This is a genomic window from Pseudomonas viciae (genome assembly GCF_004786035.1).
Classification (GTDB): Bacteria; Pseudomonadota; Gammaproteobacteria; order Pseudomonadales; family Pseudomonadaceae; genus Aquipseudomonas; species Aquipseudomonas viciae.
On record NZ_CP035088.1, the window covers coordinates 2,076,517 to 2,099,331 of the forward strand.

At 60.0% G+C, this 22,815-nt stretch carries 17 protein-coding genes; 11 read left to right on the plus strand and 6 right to left on the minus strand.

Annotated elements, in window-relative coordinates:
• Positions 1 to 213: 213 nt before the first annotated feature.
• The 6 genes from fadB to EPZ47_RS09505 all read left to right on the plus strand — a co-directional run bounded on the left by fadB (position 214) and on the right by EPZ47_RS09505 (position 7,704).
• Complete coding sequence (fadB, locus tag EPZ47_RS09480) at positions 214 to 2,361, plus strand: fatty acid oxidation complex subunit alpha FadB (protein WP_135844526.1); 2,148 nt, start codon at positions 214 to 216, stop codon at positions 2,359 to 2,361.
• A 30-nt stretch (positions 2,362 to 2,391) separates the two neighbouring features.
• Positions 2,392 to 3,567, plus strand: coding sequence for an acetyl-CoA C-acyltransferase FadA (gene fadA, locus EPZ47_RS09485; protein ID WP_025212747.1), 1,176 nt, complete (start codon positions 2,392 to 2,394; stop codon positions 3,565 to 3,567).
• A 110-nt stretch (positions 3,568 to 3,677) separates the two neighbouring features.
• Entirely contained in the window at positions 3,678 to 3,914 is a 237-nt protein-coding gene (locus EPZ47_RS09490; RefSeq protein WP_135844527.1) for a DUF1653 domain-containing protein, read from the plus strand.
• A gap of 115 nt (positions 3,915 to 4,029) precedes the next feature.
• Complete coding sequence (topA, locus tag EPZ47_RS09495) at positions 4,030 to 6,642, plus strand: type I DNA topoisomerase (RefSeq protein WP_135844528.1); 2,613 nt, start codon at positions 4,030 to 4,032, stop codon at positions 6,640 to 6,642.
• A 197-nt stretch (positions 6,643 to 6,839) separates the two neighbouring features.
• Positions 6,840 to 7,364, plus strand: a complete 525-nt coding sequence (locus EPZ47_RS09500) for a DUF6586 family protein (protein WP_135844529.1) — start codon at positions 6,840 to 6,842, stop codon at positions 7,362 to 7,364.
• A gap of 106 nt (positions 7,365 to 7,470) precedes the next feature.
• On the plus strand, positions 7,471 to 7,704 hold the full coding sequence (locus tag EPZ47_RS09505; RefSeq protein WP_003183419.1) for a hypothetical protein: 234 nt from the start codon (positions 7,471 to 7,473) through the stop codon (positions 7,702 to 7,704).
• A 73-nt stretch (positions 7,705 to 7,777) separates the two neighbouring features.
• Here the strand turns inward: EPZ47_RS09505 and sulA are convergent, their stop codons facing one another.
• Positions 7,778 to 8,251, minus strand: a complete 474-nt coding sequence (gene sulA, locus EPZ47_RS09510; RefSeq protein WP_014339358.1) for an SOS-induced cell division inhibitor SulA — start codon at positions 8,249 to 8,251, stop codon at positions 7,778 to 7,780.
• 10 nt (positions 8,252 to 8,261) lie between these two features.
• On the minus strand, positions 8,262 to 8,870 hold the full coding sequence (lexA, locus tag EPZ47_RS09515; protein ID WP_003199651.1) for a transcriptional repressor LexA: 609 nt from the start codon (positions 8,868 to 8,870) through the stop codon (positions 8,262 to 8,264).
• Positions 8,871 to 9,110: 240 nt separating this feature from the next.
• Between lexA and EPZ47_RS09520 the strand changes: the two genes are divergently transcribed.
• From EPZ47_RS09520 to EPZ47_RS09530, 3 genes are all read left to right on the plus strand, one after another.
• The gene (locus EPZ47_RS09520; protein WP_025212751.1) at positions 9,111 to 9,818 is read left to right on the plus strand and encodes a TetR/AcrR family transcriptional regulator; all 708 of its coding nucleotides are present in this window, start codon (positions 9,111 to 9,113) and stop codon (positions 9,816 to 9,818) included.
• Positions 9,819 to 9,992: 174 nt separating this feature from the next.
• The gene (nagZ, locus tag EPZ47_RS09525; RefSeq protein ID WP_178084306.1) at positions 9,993 to 10,991 is read left to right on the plus strand and encodes a beta-N-acetylhexosaminidase; all 999 of its coding nucleotides are present in this window, start codon (positions 9,993 to 9,995) and stop codon (positions 10,989 to 10,991) included.
• A 10-nt stretch (positions 10,992 to 11,001) separates the two neighbouring features.
• Positions 11,002 to 11,742, plus strand: a complete 741-nt coding sequence (locus tag EPZ47_RS09530) for an S-methyl-5'-thioinosine phosphorylase (protein ID WP_135844531.1) — start codon at positions 11,002 to 11,004, stop codon at positions 11,740 to 11,742.
• A gap of 72 nt (positions 11,743 to 11,814) precedes the next feature.
• Here EPZ47_RS09530 and EPZ47_RS09535 read toward each other — a convergent pair whose 3' ends face one another.
• The 3 genes from EPZ47_RS09535 to mfd are packed head-to-tail and all read right to left on the minus strand — an operon-like array spanning position 11,815 to position 18,546.
• Entirely contained in the window at positions 11,815 to 14,508 is a 2,694-nt protein-coding gene (locus EPZ47_RS09535) for a DEAD/DEAH box helicase (RefSeq protein WP_135844532.1), read from the minus strand.
• 11 nt (positions 14,509 to 14,519) lie between these two features.
• Positions 14,520 to 15,086 carry a CsiV family protein gene (locus tag EPZ47_RS09540; RefSeq protein WP_135844533.1) on the minus strand — a complete coding sequence of 189 codons (567 nt, stop codon included), beginning with the start codon at positions 15,084 to 15,086 and terminating at the stop codon, positions 14,520 to 14,522.
• Positions 15,087 to 15,096: 10 nt separating this feature from the next.
• Complete coding sequence (mfd, locus tag EPZ47_RS09545) at positions 15,097 to 18,546, minus strand: transcription-repair coupling factor (RefSeq protein ID WP_135844534.1); 3,450 nt, start codon at positions 18,544 to 18,546, stop codon at positions 15,097 to 15,099.
• A 168-nt stretch (positions 18,547 to 18,714) separates the two neighbouring features.
• On the opposite strand from mfd, the gene EPZ47_RS09550 reads away from it, so the two are divergent.
• Together EPZ47_RS09550 and EPZ47_RS09555 are read left to right on the plus strand one after the other, a co-directional pair.
• Positions 18,715 to 20,178 (plus strand): glyceraldehyde-3-phosphate dehydrogenase, encoded by a 1,464-nt coding sequence (locus EPZ47_RS09550; protein ID WP_135844535.1) that lies wholly within the window; start codon positions 18,715 to 18,717, stop codon positions 20,176 to 20,178.
• 299 nt (positions 20,179 to 20,477) lie between these two features.
• A complete protein-coding gene (locus EPZ47_RS09555) occupies positions 20,478 to 21,440 on the plus strand; it encodes an IS110 family transposase (protein ID WP_135844194.1) in 963 nt (320 codons plus the stop codon).
• A 61-nt stretch (positions 21,441 to 21,501) separates the two neighbouring features.
• Here the strand turns inward: EPZ47_RS09555 and tcuC are convergent, their stop codons facing one another.
• On the minus strand, positions 21,502 to 22,800 hold the full coding sequence (gene tcuC / locus EPZ47_RS09560; RefSeq protein WP_135844536.1) for an MFS transporter: 1,299 nt from the start codon (positions 22,798 to 22,800) through the stop codon (positions 21,502 to 21,504).
• Between the last annotated feature and the right edge of the window lie 15 nt (positions 22,801 to 22,815).

The following is a 22,815-nucleotide window of genomic DNA, read 5'->3' on the forward strand; positions in this document are numbered from 1 at the left end:
AATTGTCGGAAATTCCGTGAAGGTGACGTACCCAAATCAAACGGGCGTATGAATTGAGCGTTTGTATTATCCGAACGCTCCTACAGAACCCCGACTATCGCGTTGACGGGTGTGCCTGGCGGATTGGCGTAGCATCGACGGTAACGTCAATGCCGAACCAGCAGTCAGCGTTCAACGTGTACTGTTCAGCTTCCATATCGTGGAGATCAGTTGATGATTTACGAAGGTAAAGCCATCACGGTTAAGGCTCTTGAAAGTGGCATCGTCGAACTGAAGTTCGATCTCAAGGGTGAGTCCGTCAACAAGTTCAATCGTCTAACCCTGAATGAATTGCGTCAGGCAGTGGACACTATCAAGGCAGATGCTTCGATCAAGGGTGTGATCGTCAGCAGCGGCAAGGACGTCTTCATCGTCGGCGCCGACATCACCGAATTCGTCGATAACTTCAAGCTGCCCGATGCCGAACTGATCGCTGGCAACCTCGAAGCCAACCGTATCTTCAGCGACTTCGAAGACCTCAACGTACCGACCGTCGTGGCCATCAACGGCATCGCCCTGGGTGGCGGCCTGGAAATGTGCCTGGCAGCGGATTACCGCGTCATGTCCACCGTGGCCAAGATCGGCCTGCCGGAAGTCAAGCTGGGCATCTACCCAGGCTTCGGCGGTACCGTGCGCCTGCCGCGCCTGATCGGTGCCGACAACGCCATCGAGTGGATTGCCGCCGGCAAGGAAAACCGCGCTGAAGACGCGCTGAAAATCGGCGCGGTGGATGCCGTGGTCGAGCCTGGCAAACTCCAGGAAGCGGCCCTTGAAACGCTCAAGCGTGCCATCAGCGGCGAGTTCGACTACAAGGCCAAGCGTCAGCCAAAGCTGGACAAGCTCAAGCTCAACGCTATCGAACAAATGATGGCCTTCGAAACCGCCAAGGGTTTCGTTGCAGGCCAGGCCGGGCCGAACTACCCGGCACCGGTTGAAGCGATCAAGACCATCCAGAAAGCCGCGAACTTTGGTCGCGACAAAGCCCTGGAAGTCGAAGCCGCCGGCTTCGTCAAGCTGGCCAAGACCTCGGCTGCGCAAAGCCTGATCGGTCTGTTCCTCAATGACCAGGAACTGAAGAAGAAGGCCAAGGCCTACGATGAAATCGCCCGTGACGTGAAGCAGGCCGCTGTACTCGGCGCCGGCATCATGGGGGGCGGCATCGCCTATCAGTCGGCGTCCAAAGGCACGCCGATCCTGATGAAAGACATCAACGAACACGGCATCGAACAGGGCCTGGCCGAAGCCGCCAAGCTGCTGGTTGGCCGCGTCGATAAAGGTCGCATGACTGCTGCGAAGATGGCCGAAGTGCTCAACGGCATTCGCCCAACCCTGTCCTACGGTGATTTCGGCCATGTCGACCTGGTGGTCGAAGCGGTTGTCGAGAACCCGAAGGTCAAGCAGGCGGTACTGGCTGAAGTCGAAGACAAGGTCAAAGAGGACACCATCCTCGCCTCGAACACCTCGACCATTTCCATTTCGCTGCTGGCCAAGGCCCTCAAGCGTCCGGAAAACTTCGTCGGCATGCACTTCTTCAACCCGGTGCACATGATGCCGCTGGTGGAAGTGATCCGTGGCGAGAAGTCCAGCGAACTGGCCGTTGCCACCACCGTCGCCTACGCCAAGAAAATGGGCAAGAACCCGATCGTCGTCAACGATTGCCCGGGCTTTTTGGTCAACCGCGTGCTGTTCCCGTACTTCGGCGGTTTCGCCAAGCTGGTCAGCGCTGGTGTGGACTTTGTGCGCATCGACAAGGTCATGGAAAAATTCGGCTGGCCGATGGGCCCGGCGTACCTGATGGACGTGGTCGGCATCGACACCGGTCACCACGGTCGCGATGTAATGGCTGAAGGCTTCCCGGACCGCATGAAAGATGACCGTCGTTCGGCTGTCGACGTGCTCTACGAAGCCAAGCGCCTGGGCCAGAAGAACGGCAAGGGCTTCTACGCCTACGAGACCGACAAGCGCGGCAAGCAGAAGAAAGTCGCCGATTCGTCGGTGCTGGAAGTGCTCAAGCCGATCGTCTATGAGCAGCGCGACGTTACCGACGAGGACATCATCAACTGGATGATGATCCCGCTGTGCCTCGAAACCGTGCGTTGCCTGGAAGATGGCATTGTCGAAACCGCCGCCGAAGCCGACATGGGTCTGGTCTACGGTATCGGTTTCCCTCCATTCCGTGGCGGTGCGCTGCGCTACATCGATTCGATCGGTGTGGCCGAGTTCGTTGCCCTGGCTGACCAGTACGCTGATTTGGGCGCGCTGTACCACCCGACTGCGAAGCTGCGTGAAATGGCCAAGAACGGCCAGAGCTTCTTCGGTTAAGCGCCCAACGACTAGAGCGAGAGAACATTTATGAGCTTGAATCCTAGAGACGTCGTGATTGTCGACTTCGGTCGTACCCCGATGGGCCGCTCCAAGGGCGGCATGCACCGCAATACCCGCGCCGAAGATATGTCGGCGCACCTGATCAGCAAGCTGCTGGAACGCAACGTCAAGGTCGACCCGAACGAAGTCGAAGACGTGATCTGGGGCTGTGTGAACCAGACCCTGGAGCAGGGCTGGAACATCGCCCGCATGGCCTCGCTGATGACCCAGATCCCTCACACTGCGGCCGGCCAGACCGTCAGCCGCCTGTGTGGTTCGTCCATGAGCGCGCTGCACACTGCCGCCCAGGCGATCATGACCGGTAACGGTGACGTGTTCGTCGTCGGTGGTGTCGAGCACATGGGCCACGTGAGCATGATGCACGGTGTCGATCCGAACCCGCACATGTCGCTGTACGCGGCAAAAGCCTCGGGCATGATGGGCCTGACCGCGGAGATGCTCGGCAAAATGCACGGCATCACTCGCGAACAGCAGGACGCCTTCGGCGTGCGTTCCCACCAACTCGCCCACAAGGCGACCGTGGAAGGCAAGTTCAAGGATGAAATCATCCCGATGCAGGGCTACGACGAGAATGGCTTCCTGAAGCTGTTCGACTACGACGAAACCATTCGTCCGGAAACCACCCTGGAAAGCCTGGCGGCCCTCAAGCCGGCATTCAATCCCAAGGGCGGCACCGTGACGGCCGGTACTTCGTCGCAGATCACCGACGGCGCCTCATGCATGATCGTGATGTCGGCCCAGCGTGCCCAGGACCTGGGCATCCAGCCGATGGCCGTGATTCGTTCGATGGCGGTGGCGGGTGTGGACCCGGCAATCATGGGCTATGGTCCAGTGCCAGCGACGCAGAAAGCTTTGAAGCGTGCCGGCCTGAGTATTTCCGATATCGACTTCTTCGAACTCAACGAAGCTTTCGCTGCACAGGCCCTGCCCGTGTTGAAAGATTTGAAAGTGCTCGACAAGATGAACGAGAAGGTTAACCTGCACGGCGGCGCGATCGCCCTGGGTCACCCGTTCGGTTGTTCCGGTGCGCGTATCTCCGGCACCCTGCTCAACGTCATGAAGCAGAATGGCGGCACCTTTGGCGTGTCCACCATGTGCATTGGCCTCGGCCAGGGCATCGCCACTGTCTTCGAACGCGTCTAAGCGTTGCGTTGATGGAAGCCGGGGCCAAGTGCCCCGGTTTTTGTTTTTCCGGGTTTAGTAAAAAAAAGATTTTGTTTTTATTTTGAAAAGATTTCAGTGAGGGCCAAAGCATGCCGATACAACCTGGGCTCTACCAACATTACAAAGGTCCGCAGTACCGCGTATTCAGTATCGCGCGGCATTCCGAGACCGAGGAAGAAGTGGTCTTCTATCAAGCCCTGTATGGCGATTACGGCTTTTGGGTGAGGCCCTTGAGCATGTTCGAGGAGTCCGTCGAGGTTGACGGCGAACAGGTACCACGCTTTGCTTTGGTGCAGGCCGAAGAGAGCCTTTTTTCCAAGCCTTGAGGGCAGGCTGCGGGAAACCCTGCGCTTGACCTCACCTTGTAGCCACTATATATAGCGGTGCCGCGTCAGGCGCCAACCGCCTTTCACTTTTTAGAATTCAGGAATTTTCTGATCCATGGGCAAATCGCTGGTCATTGTGGAATCCCCGGCTAAGGCCAAGACCATCAACAAGTATCTGGGCAACCAATACGTGGTGAAGTCGAGTATCGGCCATATCCGAGACCTGCCCACCAGCGGTTCGGCTAGCGCCAGCAAGGAGCCAGCCGCCAAGCGCGGCAAGGCTGCTGCCGGTGAAGCGCCGGCGCTGTCGCCCAAGGAAAAGGCGCGCAAGCAGTTGGTCTCGCGCATGGGTGTTGATCCGGACCACGGCTGGAAAGCCAAGTACGAGATCCTCCCGGGCAAGGAAAAGGTCATCGAAGAGCTGCGCCGGCTCGCCAAGGATGCTGACACCATCTATCTCGCGACGGACTTGGACCGCGAAGGGGAAGCCATTGCCTGGCACCTGCGCGAAGCCATTGGTGGGGATGACAGCCGCTACAAGCGCGTGGTGTTCAACGAAATCACCAAGAAGGCCATCCAGGAAGCCTTCTCCCAACCGGGCGAGCTGGATATCGATCGGGTCAACGCCCAACAGGCGCGTCGCTTCCTGGACCGCGTGGTGGGCTACATGGTCTCGCCACTGCTGTGGGCCAAGATCGCCCGCGGCCTGTCGGCTGGTCGTGTGCAGTCGGTTGCGGTGAAGTTGGTGGTAGAGCGTGAGCGGGAGATCCGTGCGTTCATCCCTGAAGAGTACTGGGAAGTCCACGCCGACCTCGGCACCGCGAAAGGCGCCACCGTGCGCTTCGACGTGGCCCGGGAGAAAGGCGAAGCCTTCAAGCCGCTCAACGAAGCCCAGGCCATGGCCGCGCTGGAGAAGCTCAAGGCTTCCAGCTACAGCATCGTCAAGCGTGAAGACAAACCGACCAGCAGCAAGCCGTCGGCACCGTTCATCACGTCCACGCTGCAGCAGGCCGCGAGCAACCGCTTGGGCTTTGGCGTGAAGAAAACCATGATGATGGCCCAGCGTCTGTACGAAGCCGGCTACATCACTTATATGCGTACCGACTCGACCAATCTCTCGGTCGATGCCGTGGCGATGGCGCGCACTTATATAGAGAGCGAGTTCGGCAAGAAATACCTGCCGGAGACGCCGAATGTCTACAGCAGCAAGGAAGGCGCACAGGAGGCGCACGAAGCAATTCGTCCGTCCGACGCCAACACCGAGCCAAGCAAGTTGTCGGGCATGGAGCGCGATGCCGAGCGCCTCTACGAGTTGATCTGGCGCCAGTTCCTGGCCTGCCAGATGCTGCCGGCGCAATACCTGTCGACCACCGTCAGCGTCGGTGCTGGCGACTTCGAGCTGCGCGCCAAGGGCCGCATCCTGAAGTTCGACGGCTACACCCGTGTCATGCCGCAGATCACCAAGCCTGGGGACGACGACGTCCTGCCGGACATGGCCCAGGGCGATGTGATGAAGCTGATCAAGCTTGATCCGACCCAGCACTTCACCAAGCCGCCGGCCCGTTATTCGGAAGCCAGCCTGGTCAAGGAAATGGAAAAACGTGGCATCGGTCGTCCTTCGACCTACGCGGCGATCATTTCCACCATCCAGGACCGTGGCTACGTGGCGTTGCACAACCGCCGTTTCTATTCGGAAAAGATGGGTGACATTGTTACCGAGCGTTTGTCCGAGAGCTTCTCGAACCTGATGGACTACGGCTTCACCGCCGGCATGGAAGAGAACCTCGACGATGTGGCCCAGGGCGAACGGGACTGGAAAAACGTTCTCGACGAATTCTACGGCGACTTCAAGAAAAAACTCGAAGTGGCTGAAAGCCCTGACAACGGCATGCGGGCCAACCAACCGGTCATGACCGACATTCCGTGCCTGACCTGCGGTCGTCCGATGCAGATCCGCACGGCATCGACCGGTGTCTTCCTCGGTTGCTCAGGCTACAGCCTGCCACCCAAGGAGCGCTGTAAGGCGACGGTCAACCTGGTGCCGGGCGACGAAATCGCTGCGGACGACGAGGGCGAGTCGGAATCCCTGGTATTGCGTGGCAAGCATCGCTGCCCGATCTGCAGCACGGCGATGGATGCCTACCTGTTGGATGAGAAGCGCAAGCTGCACATCTGCGGTAACAACCCGGACTGCGCCGGCTACGAGATTGAAGAGGGCACCTATCGCATCAAGGGCTACGAAGGTCCGAGCCTGGAATGCGACAAGTGTGGCAGCGAGATGCAGCTCAAGACCGGCCGCTTCGGCAAGTTCTTCGGTTGCACCAACCCGACCTGCAAGAACACCCGCAAACTGCTCAAGAGCGGTGACGCGGCACCGCCGAAAATGGACCCGGTGAAGATGCCGGAACTCAAGTGCGAGAAGGTAAACGACACCTATATCCTGCGTGACGGGGCATCTGGCCTGTTCCTGGCGGCCAGTCAGTTCCCGAAAAACCGCGAGACTCGGGCCCCGTTAGTGATGGAGATCCTGCCGCACAAGAGCGAGATTGATCCGAAGTACCATTTCCTCTGCGAAGCACCGCAGAAAGATCCCGATGGGCGTCCGGCGGTCATTCGCTACAGCCGCAAGACCAAGGAGCAGTACGTGCAGACCGAAGTCGATGGCAAGCCAACCGGCTGGAAGGCGTACTACGACGGCGGTAAATGGACGGTTGAGGATAAGCGCTGATCGCCGGAGCTAATCTGAAGGTAGGGGGGCTCCCTGTGGCGAGGGAGCGTCCCCATAAGCCCCAAGTGAATAAAGGCCGCATGAACACCCAAGGGTTTTCATGCGGCCTTTTTGTTTTTGACTTGCAGTGGCCTCGGTTGATCCACGACACTGTCGCACTTGCGTGAAGCTCTTATTTCGCTGGGGAGAATGCCGCCATGGCCCACGAACTCTACACCCGAACCAATCAGAAAATTTATTTCGCCGGCCTGTCGCTCGAGGCGCTCGCCAGGGCGGAGGATGGCCGCGCAATGAATTCCCCAGCGTTGATCCAGGCAGGGCGCGAATCAGCGCTGTTTCATCTGTACGGTGCGTTGTTGGGGCTGTGCCATGAAATTGCCGGTTTCTATCGTCTGCCACAAGCGAATGCGCCACGGGCTGAGCAGCTGTTGACCCGTGACGTGCTGGATACCATCGCTATTCCTGAGTTGGCTGAGATGGTCGAGCTGGCCCACAACCCGGAAACCTGGTTGGCCAAGCTGCTGGCGGCCCACGCGGCGCTGTTCGAGCCACCAAGGGCTCCTCGCAAACCCAAGGGCGACGTGACCCAGCCGTTGATCGTGGCGGTCAATCTGGATGAGCAAGAACCCGAGCAGGAGCTGAGCCAGGAGGAGCTGGAGAGCTGGCGCCAGAACTTGAAAAGTTTGGCGATCCGCTTTCGTGAAGGTTTGAACGAGTGCTGAATTTTCCTTCAGCCCGTTCTGAACGTTGATAACGCTTGGTCAAGATCCCGAGCGAACCCTGGCCGATGACTATATAATCCTCGCCTTTCGTGGAGAACAGACCTTTATGCCAACGTCCTTTCTAGAAATTGTCGAACTTCCTGATGGCCGCATCGAGCTGCGCAGGGCCGAGGACGAAGGTTCTCTGGTTACCCTGAACTTCTCCGAAGATGCCAAGGTATTCCTTCAAGGTCAGCATGTCGAAGTCGCCAAGGCGATGCTAAGCGTAGGTGTCCAGATGGCAGGTCGCCTGGTTGAAGGTGAATTCAACAAGGAAGAGGGGCCGCGGGTTCTTCATTGATTCCCGTCTGTCGGCTTTTTAAAGATAGTTCTACTGATCGGCTTCTCTGTCCTGAAGAAGCCCTGCGTTTGTCTTAGCCCAATCGAATATTCAGGCTTTGCGCGTCCCCAGTGCGAGCGGCGCTGATCAACTGTTGCCGTGCGGTAGCGGTCAACGGATTGAGCCAACTGACCACTGTATGACTGCGTCCCAGGCGCAAGGCTTCACACGTCAGTTGCTGGGCGCTTTGAGTTCCCCGCGGTTGCAGCAGCAGGATGCGTTCACGGTTCAGGCCGGCGTCCCGCAACCAGGCCTGGGTGACGCTGGCTGGCGGTGCAATCAGGGTCAACCAGCGAGCGTCCTGGTCCTGGCTGAGTTCTCGCAGAATCGGTGCCAGTAGGTTCAGGCAATTCCCGGCCGCACCACGTAACGACAGCTCGCTGAAAGCCTCGGGCTCGACGCCCCAGGGCGACTCGATGACCTCTTTCAGGACTGGAGCCAGCGGTTGGGCCATGAATGCCTCGAACAGCGGAAGTTGTGTGTGCTGTGGTGTGTGTGGGAACTGCATAAAGCCTCCTTTAGCGGCGAATGACGCCGACACTCAAGCCTTCGATGACCAGGTCCTGATCTTTCAGGTTCACTTCGATGGGGGCGAACTCGGGGTTCTCGGCGATCAGCCAGACCTTGCTGCCATCGCGCTTGAAGCGCTTGACGGTCACTTCATCGCCGATTCGCGCCACGACGATCTGGCCATTGCGGGCTTCGCGTGTCGTGTGGACCGCCAGGAGGTCACCGTCGAAGATGCCGATGTCCTTCATGCTCATGCCGTGCACGCGCAGAAGGTAATCAGCTCGTGGGTGGAAGAATGAAGGATTGATGTTGCAGGATTCCTCGACGTGCTGCTGGGCGAGGATCGGCGCGCCTGCTGCTACCCGGCCAATGATCGGCAGGGTGGTTTCGTCGGCCTTGGCTTCGAAGCCTGGAATGCGAATGCCGCGGGATGCGCCCGGCGTCATTTCGATCGCACCCTTGCGGGCCAGCGCCTTGAGGTGTTCTTCAGCCGCGTTGGGCGATTTGAAACCCAGTTCCTGAGCGATTTCCGCACGGGTCGGCGGGTAGCCGTTGTCTTCGAGGCAGCGTTTGATGAAGGCCAGAATCTCTGCTTGGCGTGGCGTCAGCTTTAGCATATTGATCGCTCTGTCTTTTTATACAGTGACTGGGATTATATACAGTGAACGGCGCTTGGCAATCCTCCTTTTTCAACAGCCCGCTGGACGGTCGGTCGGGCCGCTGGAAGCGACATGGCTACAGCCTGTTTAAAGGTGTGGTTAAATACTGACCGGGCGTTCGCAAAACGTCCCGGCAGGCTTGACAATTCCAAGGCTGAAACGTATGTTTCAAACAAGTGTTTGTCAGGCGGAGTAGCCATGGCCCAGTCGGAAACCGTTGAACGCATTCTCGATGCTGCCGAGCAATTGTTCGCGGAGAAAGGTTTCGCCGAAACCTCGTTGCGTCTGATCACCAGCAAGGCTGGGGTCAACCTGGCGGCGGTGAACTATCACTTCGGTTCAAAAAAAGCCCTGATCCAAGCGGTTTTCTCGCGCTTCCTCGGGCCTTTCTGCCTCAGTCTCGATCGCGAGCTGGAACGTCGCCAGGCCAAACCCGACGTCAAGCCAACCCTGGAAGAACTGCTGGAAATGCTGGTCGAGCAAGCGCTTGCCGTGCAGCCACGCAGCGGTAACGACCTTTCCATTTTCATGCGTTTGTTAGGCTTGGCATTCAGCCAGAGCCAGGGCCACCTGCGGCGTTACCTGGAAGACATGTACGGCAAGGTGTTCCGCCGCTACATGCTGCTGGTCAATGAGGCCGCGCCGCGCATCCCGCCGATCGAACTGTTCTGGCGCGTGCACTTCATGCTTGGCGCCGCCGCGTTCAGCATGTCGGGTATCAAGGCGTTGCGAGCCATCGCGGAAACCGATTTCGGTGTGAACACGTCGATCGAGCAGGTGATGCGCCTGATGGTGCCATTCCTGGCGGCCGGCATGCGTGCCGAAAGTGGTGTCACCGATGAGGCGATGGCCGCCGCACAGTTGCGTCCGCGCAGCAAATCAGCCCCGGCGCTCGCCAAGGCTTGAGTTCACGGGTGGGCGCGGCTGTCTACATCCGCTAAGCTAGCCGCCCATGCCGACTCTCGTTTCGAACCCGCTTTATATTTCATCGCAAAACCTTCGCCTGCCGGGCCTGGAGCCCGTGGGTGCGGTCGTGTGTGTGGGGTTCATCGTTATTAAGGAAATGCTATGACTGCTGGCCTGCAAGGCTCGTTGATGGTGGACGTCGCCGGTACATGGCTGACGGCCGAAGATCGCCACCTGTTGCGCCAGCCTGAAGTGGGTGGCCTGATTATTTTCGCGCGCAACATTGAGCATCCACGCCAGGTACGCGAGCTGAGCGCCGCGATCCGGGCCATTCGTCCCGACCTCTTGCTGGCGGTCGACCAGGAAGGCGGCCGCGTGCAGCGCCTGCGCCAGGGATTTGTGCGGTTGCCGGCGATGCGGGCGATTGCCGACAATCCGAACGCCGAATACCTGGCCGAGCAGTGCGGCTGGATCATGGCCACTGAAGTGCTGGCGGTTGGTCTCGACTTGAGCTTTGCCCCGGTGCTGGACCTCGATTATCAGCGTAGCGCCGTCGTCGGCAGTCGTGCCTTCGAAGGCGACCCCGAGCGTGCCGCGTTGCTGGCCGGCGCATTTATTCGCGGCATGAACGCCGCCGGGATGGCCGCCACCGGCAAGCATTTCCCCGGGCACGGCTGGGCCGAGGCTGATTCCCATGTGGCGATTCCCAACGATGAGCGCAGTCTCGAACAGATCCGCGCCAGCGACCTGGTACCGTTTGCCAAGCTGAGCAAGCAGCTCGCGGCGGTCATGCCCGCCCATGTCATTTACCCGCAGGTTGACGCCAATCCAGCTGGATTTTCCCGACGCTGGTTGCAGGACATCCTGCGCGGCGAGTTGCAATTCGATGGCGTGATCTTCAGTGATGATCTGTCGATGGCCGGCGCCCATGTAGTGGGTGATGCCGCCAGTCGTATCGAGGCTGCCTTGACGGCCGGCTGCGATATGGGTCTGGTGTGCAACGACCGCGCCGCTGCCGAGCTGGCCCTGAGTGCCGCCCAGCGCCTGAAGGTTCAGCCATCGGCAAGGATCGCCCGCATGCGCGGCCAGGCTTTCGCCTCCACCGAGTATCGCCAGGATCCACGTTGGTTGACGGCAATCGGCGCGCTGAAAGCCGCTCAATTGATCGATTAAGGACTTTTTCATGACCGTTTACGCAATTATCGGCGGCACAGGCCTGACCCAGCTCGAAGGCCTGACCATCCGCCAGTCCCTGGCGGTGGAGACGCCCTACGGCGCGCCATCGGCCCAGGTGCAGATCGGCGATTATGCCGGGCGCGAAGTGCTGTTCCTGGCTCGCCATGGCCATCCTCATCGTTTGCCGCCGCATCAGGTGAACTATCGCGCCAATCTCTGGGCCCTCAAGCAGGCCGGCGCCGAGGCGATCCTGGCGGTCAACGCCGTGGGCGGGATTCACGCCGCGATGGGAACCGGGCATTTCTGTGTGCCCCATCAGTTGATCGATTACACCAGTGGCCGCCAGCACACCTACTTTGCCGATGACCTGGAAGCGGTCACCCACATCGATTTCAGCTACCCCTACAGCGAGTCGCTACGTCAGCAACTGATTGCTGCGCTGGCCGCCGAAGGCTGCTGTTACAGCAGCCATGGCGTGTACGCCTGCACGCAAGGCCCGCGCCTGGAAACCGTGGCCGAAATCGCCCGCCTGGAGCGCGACGGCTGCGACATCGTCGGCATGACCGGCATGCCGGAAGCGGCGCTGGCCCGTGAATTGGAACTGGAGTACGCCTGCTTGGCTCTGGTGGTCAACCCGGCGGCGGGCAAGTCCACTGCGGTGATCACCATGGCTGAGATCGAGCAGGCGTTGCATGACGGGATGGGGAAGGTGAAGTCGACCTTGGCGCGGGTGTTGATGGCTGGCTAGTGGATGGTTAAGTCCGCTGCCTGATCGTCAGCTATCGCGAGCAAGCTCGGCTCCCACAGGGATCGGTGTGTGTCAGCGCTTTTCCAGCTTATCCGGCAGCGGCGCGAACAGTGCTTCGATATCGTCGCTCTGCAGTTTCCAGTCTCCGGCCACGCGTCCGTCCAGCACGCCGGCGGCGAGGTCGGATTTTTCCTTTTGCAGCAGCTGAATCTTCTCTTCCACCGTGCCGCGGGCAATCAGTTTGTAGACGAACACCGGCTTTTCCTGGCCGATGCGATAAGCGCGGTCGGTGGCCTGGTTTTCGGTGGCCGGGTTCCACCACGGGTCGTAGTGAATTACCGTGTCGGCCTCGGTCAGGTTCAGGCCTACGCCACCGGCCTTCAGGCTGATCAGAAAGATCTGACGCTTGCCGCTCTGGAACTCCTTGACGGGCGTGCGTCGGTCCCGGGTCTGGCCGGTCAGGATCGCGTAATCGACACCGCGTTTTTTCAGTTCATCCTCAATCAGCGACAACATCGACGTGAACTGGGAAAACAACAGCACCCGGCGGCCTTCTTCAAACAGCTCTTCGAGCATATCCATCAGGCTGTCGAGCTTGCCCGAGGTGCTGCCTCGGGCGGGCAGGGCGGCGTCGTTGAGCAGGCGTAGATCGCAGCACACCTGGCGCAGCTTTAGCAGCGCCTCGAGGATGATGATCTGGCTGCGGGCCACGCCTTTGCGGGTGATTTCGTCGCGGACTTTCTTGTCCATGGCCAGGCGCATGGTTTCGTAGACGTCCCGCTGGGCATCGCTGAGTTCCACCCAATGGATGATCTCGGTCTTGGGCGGCAATTCTGTCGCCACTTGCTCCTTGGTCCTGCGCAGCAGGAAAGGTTTTATCCGACCGTTGAGGTGCTGCAGTCGCACGTCGCTGCCGCGTTTTTCAATTGGCACGCGGTAGTCGCGGTTGAAACTCTTGACGTCCCCGAGCCAGCCCGGCAGCAGGAAGTGGAACAATGACCAGAGTTCGCCCAGGTGATTTTCCAGAGGCGTGCCGGACAGGCACAGGCGCTGCCGGGCGTTGAGCTCGCGGGCGGCCTGGGCGGCTTTGCTGGTGGGGTTCTTGATGTACTGGGCTTCGTCGAGGATCAGCACGTGCAGCGGCTGTGCTGCGAGGCGCTCGACATCCTTGGGTAGCAGCGCGTAGGTGGTAAGGACCAGGTCGTATTCGGCCAACCGTTCGAAATGTTTCTTGCGCCCAGCGCCATAAAGGGCCAGCACCTTGAGCTGCGGCGTGAAGTGGGCCGCCTCATCAAGCCAGTTGGGGATCAGGCTGGTGGGCATGACCACCATGCACGGCCGGTCGAGGCGCCCGGCGTTTTTTTCGCTGAGAATGTGCGCCAGGGTCTGTAGGGTTTTACCCAGACCCATGTCGTCCGCGAGGATGCCGCCGACTTCCAGCTGTCGCAGTGATTGCATCCAGCTCAAGCCTTCAAGCTGATAAGGCCGCAGTATAGCGTTCAGGCCTTCTGGCGCGGTGGTCGTGTAATCCTTGATGTCTCGCAGACGCTGGGCGAGGCCACGAATGTGTTCGCCACCTTCCCAGCTCAACGGCATGTCTTGCAGCGGGTTCAGGCGCAAGGCGTCCGCGCTGTTGAGGCGCAGTTTGGTGGTGCCGGGCTCTTGCAGGTAAAACTCGCCCAGGGTCGCCAGCACCGGTTTCAGCCGGCCGTAGGGCAGGGCCACCTGCTGGGGGCCGAACTCGGAATTCGGGCGGTTCGGCAAGTTGACCAGGATGAGTTCGTCGTCGCGGCGCCGGGCCAGGCGTTCGGGATTGAACAACTCGATGTGCGAGCGCATCAGGTTCAGCAGGATCGGCAGCAGGCTCAGGCGTTCACCGTTGACGATGATCCCCAGCTCCAGGTCGAACCAGTCCCGTTCCGGTGTTTCCTCCACCGTGGCGTACCAGTCGTCCACGGCAGTCAGGTCGAAACCGAAGTCCTCGTCGATCTGCAACTCCCAACCTTGGTCACGCAGTTTTGGCAGGTCGTTGAGGGTGAACGTCAGCCAGGCGCTGTCATTGACCATCTCGTACAGCTCGCCGGCACTTTCTGGCAGGGCCTTGCTTTGCCGGGTCGCAATCTTGAAGCCGAGGATTCGTAGTTGTTCGCGGTAGGACTGTTCCACATCGGTATGGCGTTTGATTCGCAGCGTCTGCGTTTCCTGACGAATCAGCACGTCTGTATTGCGCTGGCCGCTGACGTATTCGTCCAGGTAGCTGAAGGACAGGGCGGCGCGGTGCTGAATGTAGCGCTGCATCTTGCCGTTGCGCGGTTCAAAAGCGCTGAATTCGATGCTTGCCAGCCACAGGCGCGGCAGCGGTTGCACGTTGTCCACCAGCACTTGCGGCGGGGCCTTGGGGCTGCGGTTGTCCAGCACTGCCTGGAGTTTCTCCAGTAACTGCGCGTCCTTCTCGGCGGCCGGGTAGGCCAGGGTTTCCTGGACTTGCAGTAGCACCGCCGCGCAGTGTTTGCAGTTGATGCGCACCGGGCAGGAGCACGCGGCCTCAAGCAGAATCAACGTACCCTTGGCTGACTCTTTAAGGCGAATGGTCTGACGGTAGATGTTGCCGCCAGAGCCTTCGCAACTGGCGGTGATGGTGCTGTCGCCAGCCTCGACGATTCTGACGCGGTTTTCCAGCGCATAACGGCGCCCGCGCTCCAGGCTCTGTTCCTTGAATCGATTGACCCAGGAAGGTGCCAGGGGTTTGCTCAGGGGCGAGGGCATAGGCGCGCCGATCAGTCCGGAATGGCTTCAGGCGCCTGCCGTGGCGCGGGCGCGGTCAGCGAGGTGATCTTGATCAGCAAGCCGAGATGGCCGTTGTCGAGGAAGTTCAGTTGGCCATTTTTGGTATGACTCTGCTGTTTGAGGCGCTCGCTGGACGTCACCAGGCCGTTGGCGTCGATCTGGTTGATCCAGAAATCGGCATCCACATCGGTGAAGCGCCCCAGTTTCAGCTCCAGGGTGCCTTCGATGGGAAATTGACCGAACTGTTCGGTGCCGTCGCTGATGGCAACTTTGCGACCCTGTTCACCGAGGTTCTGCTGCCAGGCCTTGTGCATCAACACCGTGTATTGGCCGCTGGCAGTGAGTTTCTCCACGATATTGCCCAGCGCCGGTGTGCGCTGGCTGTTCGTATCCAGGCGTTGCACGCCGGCATCCCAGTCCTCCGGCGCGGCGCGGCTGACAATCGCCGGCTCGGCGTTCTGACGCACCAGAATCATTTCAACCTGATACAGGTCGTCGGCAAGCGCCAGGGGAGCGACCAGGGTCATCAACAAGGTCAGTGAGCGAAACAGGCGCATGTGGCGTCCTTCAAGCAGTGGTCGGAGTGAGGCGCTCAAACAGCGCTTCTACGGTATTGAAGCGCTCTTCAGAGCGCTCCATGGGCACCATGAATTTGAACATCGTGGCACCTTCGAACTTGTAGCGTTTGGGCTGGCCCTGGATCAGTTTGATCAGCACCAGTGGATCGACCGGCGTCTGGGCCTCGAACTCGAGACGGCCGCCGTTGGGCCCGCCGTCGACTTTCTTGATGCCCAGTTGTTCGGCCTTGAGCTTGAGCAACGTGGTGCGCACCAGGTTCTTGGTCGGTTCGGGCAGCAGGCCGAAGCGGTCGATCATCTCCACTTGCAGATCCTTGAGGCCTTCTTCGTCGCTGGCCGAGGCAATGCGTTTGTAGAGGATCAGCCGTGCGTGGACATCCGGCAGGTAATCTTCCGGGATCAGTGCCGGCACCCGAAGGTTGATTTCCGGCCCGCCGCCCAGGGGCTGATCGAGGTTCGGTTGTTCGCCCTTGCGGATCGACTTGACCGCCCGTTCGAGCATTTCCATGTACAGGGTGAAGCCGACGGCCTGGATCTGGCCGCTCTGGCCATCGCCGAGCAATTCGCCAGCGCCACGGATTTCCAGGTCGTTGGTGGCCAACACGAATCCGGCACCGAGGTCCTGGGTGTTGGCGATCGCTTCCAGGCGCTTTTCCGCATCCGGGGTGATCTGCTGGCGTGGCGGCGTCAACAGGTAGGCGTAGGCCTGGTGGTGACTGCGCCCGACCCGACCGCGCAACTGGTGCAACTGGGCCAGGCCGAACTTGTCGGCGCGCTCGATGATGATGGTGTTGGCGCTCGGCACGTCGATGCCGGTCTCGATGATGGTCGAGGCGATCAGCACGTTGAAGCGCTTGTGGTAGAAGTCGCTCATCACCTGTTCGAGTTCGCGTTCGCGCATCTGCCCATGGCCGATACCAATGCGGGCTTCCGGCACCAGTTCGGCGAGGTCGGCGGCGCACTTCTCGATGGTCTTCACGTCGTTGTGCAGGTAATAGACCTGGCCGCCACGCAGCAGCTCGCGCAGCAAGGCTTCCTTGATCGTGCTTTTGTTCTGCTCCATGACGAAGGTGCGCACCGACAGGCGCCGGGCCGGCGGTGTGGCGATGATCGACAGGTCGCGCATGCCCGACACCGCCATGTTCAGCGTGCGCGGGATCGGCGTGGCGGTCAGGGTCAGGATATCGACTTCGCTGCGCAGGGCCTTGAGCTGTTCTTTCTGGCGCACCCCGAAGCGGTGCTCTTCGTCGATGATCACCAGCCCAAGGTTTTTGATCTTCACGTCGTCCTGCAGCAACTTGTGCGTGCCGATGACAATGTCGATCTTACCCTCGGCCAGGTCGGCCACGGCGGCATTCACTTCCTTGGTGGATTTGAAGCGGCTCATCACTTCCACGGTCACTGGCCAGTCGGCGAAACGGTCGCGGAAACTGTTGTAGTGCTGCTGGGCGAGCAGGGTGGTCGGCACCAGGATCGCCACCTGCTTGCCGCCGTGTACGGCAATGAACGCGGCGCGCATGGCCACTTCGGTCTTGCCGAAACCCACGTCGCCGCACACCAGGCGGTCCATCGGCTTGGGCGCGAGCATGTCGGCGCGCACGGCTTCGATGGTGGTCTGCTGGTCGACGGTTTCTTCGAACGGGAAACCGGCGCTGAAGGTTTCGTAGTCGGCTTTCGGATCGGCGAAGGCGTAACCCTCGCGGGCAGCGCGGCGGGCGTAGATGTCCAGCAGTTCGGCGGCCACGTCACGCACCTGCTCGGCGGCCTTGCGCTTGGCTTTCTGCCAGGTTTCCGAACCCAGGCGATGCAGCGGGGCCAGGGCGTCGTCGCTGCCGGTGTAACGGGCGATCAGGTGCAGGTTCGCCACGGGCACGTAGAGTTTGGCGCCCTCGGCGTACTCCAGTGTGAGGAATTCGGCGGCCTGGTGGTCGATTTCCAGAGTCGCGAGGCCCAGGTAGCGGCCCACGCCGTGGTCGATGTGCACCACCGGCGCGCCTTCGCGCAGCTCGGTGAGGTTCTTGATCACCGCATCGTTGGCGGCGTCGGCGCGTTTCTCGCGACGGCGACGCTGCATGACGCGTTGGCCGAACAACGGGCTTTCGGCGACCAAGGCAAGGGCTGGGTCATCCAGGACCAGGCCGTCGTTCAGTGGCGCGATGGTAATCGCCAGGCGCTCTTTACCCGCGACGAAATCCGGCCAGCTGTCCACTGTCTTCGGCCGCAGCTTCAGGCGTTCGAGCAGTTCCAGCAGCACTTCGCGACGGCCGGCGGACTCGGCGGTGAACAGCACGCGGCCGGGAAATTCGTCGAGGAAGCTGGCCAGTGCCGCCAGGGGTTGCGTGGCCTTGGCTTCAATGGCCAGGTCCGGTAGAGGCTTGGCCGGGAAACGTTCACGGCCAACGCCGGTTTCCACGTCCTGTTGGCTCGCCACCACCCGTGGCCAATTCTTGAGGCGGGCAAAGCAGTCTTCCACCGGCAGGAACAGCTCGGCCGGTGGCAATAAAGGACGGGAAGGATCGACGCGGCGTTCTTCGTAGCGGTTGCGCACGTCGTTCCAGAAGTTTTCCGCCGCCTGTTCGATGCCCGGCAAGGAAAACACCTGTGTGTCCTGGGGCAGGTAATCGAACAGGGTGGATGTTTCTTCGAAAAACAGCGGCAGGTAGTACTCGATGCCGGCAGGGGTGATCCCGCTGCTCAGGTCCTGGAAGATCGGGCAGCGGCGGAAATCCACATCGAAGCGCTCGCGAAACCGCGCCTTGAAGCGGGTCACGGCGTCTTTCTGCAGCGGGAACTCCTTGGCCGGCAACAGGCGGATCGACTGCACCTTATCGATGGAACGCTGGTTTTCCGGATCGAAAGTGCGCAGGGTTTCGATCTCGTCATCGAACAGGTCGATGCGATAAGGCAGTTTGCTGCCCATCGGAAACAGGTCGATCAGGGCGCCGCGTACCGCGAATTCGCCATGCTCGTACACCGTGTCGACGCAGCGATAGCCGCTGGCCTCAAGCCGGGTGCGCATTTGTTCGACGTCGAGCTTCTGGCCGATGTCCAGCACCAGGCTGCTGCCGAGCAGGAATTGGGTCGGTGCCAGGCGATGTAGGGCTGTGGTGATCGGCACTACCAAAACGCCATGACTGAGCTCCGGCAGCCGATATAGGCTGGCGATTCGCTGGGAAATGATGTCCTGGTGGGGCGAAAACAGATCGTAGGGCAGGGTTTCCCAGTCCGGAAAATGCAGCACGGGCAAATCCGGGGCGAAGAAACTCAGCTCCTGTTCCAGCCGCTCGGCGCTTTGGCTGTCGGCGGTCAGCAGTAGGGTAAAGCGCTTTGCAGCGCTGGCAGCCTCGGCAATGGCCAGGCTCAGGGCGGCACCGGGCAGGTTGCCCCAGTGCTGTTTACCTGCCGCGGCAGGGAGAAGCGGAAGACGCAGAACGGGCACGGAAGATTGAGCTCCAGCGTTGCGACAAAGTCGACAATTGTAGCGGGGGAAGGGGGCGGCTGTCAGTCGCAGACTACCGCGGCAGACAGGAAAACCACGGTGCGACAGGCGCGCATTGCTCCGCAGTGGACTCGGCGGCATAATGTAGCCCCTTTTTTCAGCCCCTACATGTGGAAGGTTACCGTGACTCAGAAGCCCGACCAGTGTCTTGGTGAATGGATTGATCGTGAAGCTCTCGCAGAAGCGATGATCCCTCTCATCGGTCAGCTCTACCGCAATAACAACGTGGTGAGCTCGATCTATGGCCGCAGCCTGATCAACCAGTCTGTCATCGCGATCCTCAAAGCCCACCGCTTTGCGCGCCACCGTTCTTCCGACGACAGCGAACTCTCCGTCCACGAAACATTCCCTCTGCTCAAGGCCATGAGCGAGCTCAAGCTCGGCGCGGCTTCGGTGGATCTGGGCAAGTTGGCGTTCAAATTCCGCAACGAAGGCAATGGCCGTAGCGCCGAGCAGTTCGTGCGTGAAGAGATGGCGGATGTGGTTGGCCAGCAGAACGTTTCGGCTCGCAAAGGTACTGATGTGGTCCTGTACGGCTTCGGTCGTATCGGTCGTCTGCTGGCGCGTATCCTGATCGAAAAAACCGGTGGTGGCGACGGCCTGCGCCTGCGCGCCATCGTGGTGCGCAAGGGCGCCGAGAATGACCTGACCAAGCGTGCCAGCCTGCTGCGTCGCGATTCGGTCCATGGTTCGTTCAACGGCACCATCACCATCGACGAAGAAAACAACACCATCACCGCCAACGGCAACCTGATCCAGGTGATCTACGCGAAGAACCCGACCGAGGTGGACTACACCCAGTACGGTATCAAGGATGCGCTGCTGGTGGACAACACCGGTGTATGGCGTGATGCCGACGGCCTGGGCCAGCACCTGACCTGCCCGGGCATCGATCGCGTTGTTCTGACCGCGCCTGGCAAGGGCAAGCTGAAGAACATCGTTCACGGCATCAACCACGGCGAAATCACTGCTGACGACAAGATTGTCTCCGCCGCCTCCTGCACCACCAACGCCATCGTGCCGGTGCTCAAGGCTGTGAACGACAAGTTCGGCATCGTCAACGGTCACGTTGAAACTGTTCACTCGTACACCAACGACCAGAACCTGATCGACAACTTCCACAAGGGCGATCGCCGTGGTCGCAGCGCCGCGCTGAACATGGTGATCACCGAGACCGGTGCCGCCACTGCCGCCGCCAAGGCCCTGCCTGAACTGGCCGGCAAGCTGACCGGCAATGCGATCCGTGTGCCGACGCCGAACGTGTCGATGGCCATTCTCAACCTGAACCTTGAGAAAGCTGCCACCCGTGAAGAGATGAACGAGTACCTGCGCTACATGGCGCTGCACTCCGATCTGCATAAGCAGATCGACTTCGTCAATTCCCAGGAAGTGGTGTCCACCGACTTCGTTGGCTCGCGCCACGCCGGTGTAGTGGATGCTGAAGCCACCATCAGCCAAGACAACCGCGTTGTCCTGTACGTCTGGTACGACAATGAATTCGGTTACAGCTGCCAGGTGGTTCGTGTGATGGAAGACATGGCCGGTGTAAACCCGCCAGCGTTCCCGCGCTAAGCTTTAGCCGCACATGAAAACGCCCCGACTTGTCGGGGCGTTTTTTTTGTCTGGGTTTTTGTGGTGACTGGGCTGGCCTCATCGCGAGCAAGCTCGCTTGTATGTTTAGACTTGAAGGGGTGGGCGGGACTAAAAGCTCGATTCCGACTCTAGCCAGTACGGACCGTGGGAGACTTCTCGTTCCGCCCTTTCTACCTAAAGCGCCGATAAGGAATTCATCGGTAAAACCGACGATAGAGGCAAGCCAGCGCAAAGGTAGACCCCGACAAGCACCTAAACCCTAGCTCCGAGGATTCGTCATGACAATCCTTAACTCACCAACGGTTATTGGTATCGATGTAGCGAAGGCCGAAATCGTCGTTTACCGCGAAGACCTGAAAATCACTCAAGCCATCGACAACAATCGAGAAGCTCTTGGCCGGTGGCTCAAAACACTACCAGCCCAAAGCTCGATTGCGCTGGAAGCCACCAGTTTTTATCACCTGGACACAGCTGAGCTGGCCCATGGAATGGGGTTTCATGTTTACGTTGTGGATCCTTATCGGGTGGCTCATTACCGTGAAAGTATTGGTCTGCGGGCTAAAACTGATCCTTGTGATGCGCGTTTGCTGGCTCGTTATCTAACGAACGAACAAGCAAGGCTGCGTATCTGGAGCCCACCTCCAGAAGCCTACAAAGTGTTAAAAAGCCTGCTTAGAAAACGTGCGGCACTCATCAAGGCCCGCGTCAGCATCGTGCTGAGCTTTTCGAACGAACCGCGTCTGAAGGACATCTTGGCCCGGCAGTTGGAGGTCTTCAAAGAGTCCGATCAGGCCATTCAGAAACTAATGCGTGAGGCCAGCCAAGCGGCAGGGATCACTGAAAACATCAACCGCTGCAAAGCCATTGAAGGGATTGGTGAACTGACGGCCATTGGCTTGGCGACCGCATTCATGCGCGGTCACTTCGTCAGTGGCGATGCATTCATTGCTTTCTTGGGGATGGATTTGCGTCCAAAAGATTCAGGGAAGAAGCACAGTCCTCGTCACTTGAGCAAAAAAGGGGACGGGGAGCTACGACGCTTGGCGCACAACGCCGCGATGGCGGCCTGTCGGTCTCCTGCCTGGAAACCTTACTATGAGGCCTTCTTGGCACGAGGCCTGGCCAGAACTCAGGCCTTGGTTATCCTCGCTCGCAAGTTGTGTCGGGTAGCATTCGCCCTGATGAAAAATCAGAGCGAATACCAACCAAATTCAGGGTTGCAGGGTTCCCCTGCAACATAGAATCTCCCACAGGGTATGCGCGGTCAACTGTGGGAGCGAGCTTGCTCGCGATAGCGATGTGTCAGGCGCCGCCGACGACTGAAGCTTGTGCAGTCCGCAGCTCATGCCGATTACCCTTGAACAACACCAAGGTCGCAATCAACCCCAACACCGCCGCGCCACTGAGCCAGATCCCTGGCGCTGCCTTGTTATCCAATACATGAATCAGGTAAGTGCAGGCGGCAGGCGTAAACCCACCAAACGTCGCTGTCGCCAGGCTGTAGGCCAGGGAGAAGCCGGTGGTACGCACCTCGACCGGCATGATTTCCGTCAAGGCCACCACCATGGCGCCGTTGTACGATCCATACAGGAACGACAGCCACAGTTCGACGATCAGCAGATGACTGAAGCTGGGGTTTGCCACCAGCCAGGACAGTGCCGGGTACGCCGTCAGGACCGCCAGGATAGTCGCGCCAAGCAGCAGGGGTTTGCGTCCTATCTTGTCGGAAAACGCGCCCATCACCGGCAACCAGAAGAAGTTCGACAGGCCGATGCACACCGTGACCAGCAATGCGTCCAGATCCGACAGGTTCAATTCGGCTTTGCCGAAGGTCGGCGTGTAAGCGGTGATCAGGTAGAACGACACCGTGGTCATGACCACCAGCGCCATGCCGGCCAAGACGATGCCGAAGTTCTGACCGATGGAGCGGATGATTTCCGATAGGGTAGGGTGATGTTTTCTCGCCTGGAATTCAGGCGTTTCTTCCAAGGAGCGACGGATCACGAATATCGCCGGCACGATCAGGCAGCCGACCAGGAACGGGACGCGCCAGCCCCAATCGCCCATCTCTTGGGGGCTCAGCCAGTGATTGAGGCCAACCCCCAGCAGGCCGGCAAATACCACGGCGGCCTGTTGGCTGGCCGATTGCCAACTGACAAAGAAGCCCTTGCGCCCCGGCGTGGAGATTTCCGCCAGGTACACCGACACACCGCCCAGTTCGACACCGGCGGAGAAGCCTTGCAGCAAGCGACCCAGCAGCACCAGCAGCGGTGCCGCCACGCCCAGGACGGCGTAGCCCGGCACGCAGGCGATCAGGATGGTGCCCATGGCCATCATCGCCAGGGTGATGATCAAGCCTTTGCGACGGCCGTGACGGTCGATGTAGGCGCCGAGGAAAATCGCCCCCAGGGGGCGCATCAGGAACCCGGCGCCGAACGTGGCCAGGGACAGCATCAGCGAGGCGAAAGCACTGTCGGTCGGAAAGAACGTCTTGGCGATGGCCGTGGCGTAGAAGCCATAGACCATGAAGTCGAACATCTCCAGGAAGTTGCCGCTGACAACGCGAAAGATCGCCTTGCCGTTGCTCGTGGTGGAAGGCATTTGTAGGTACTCACT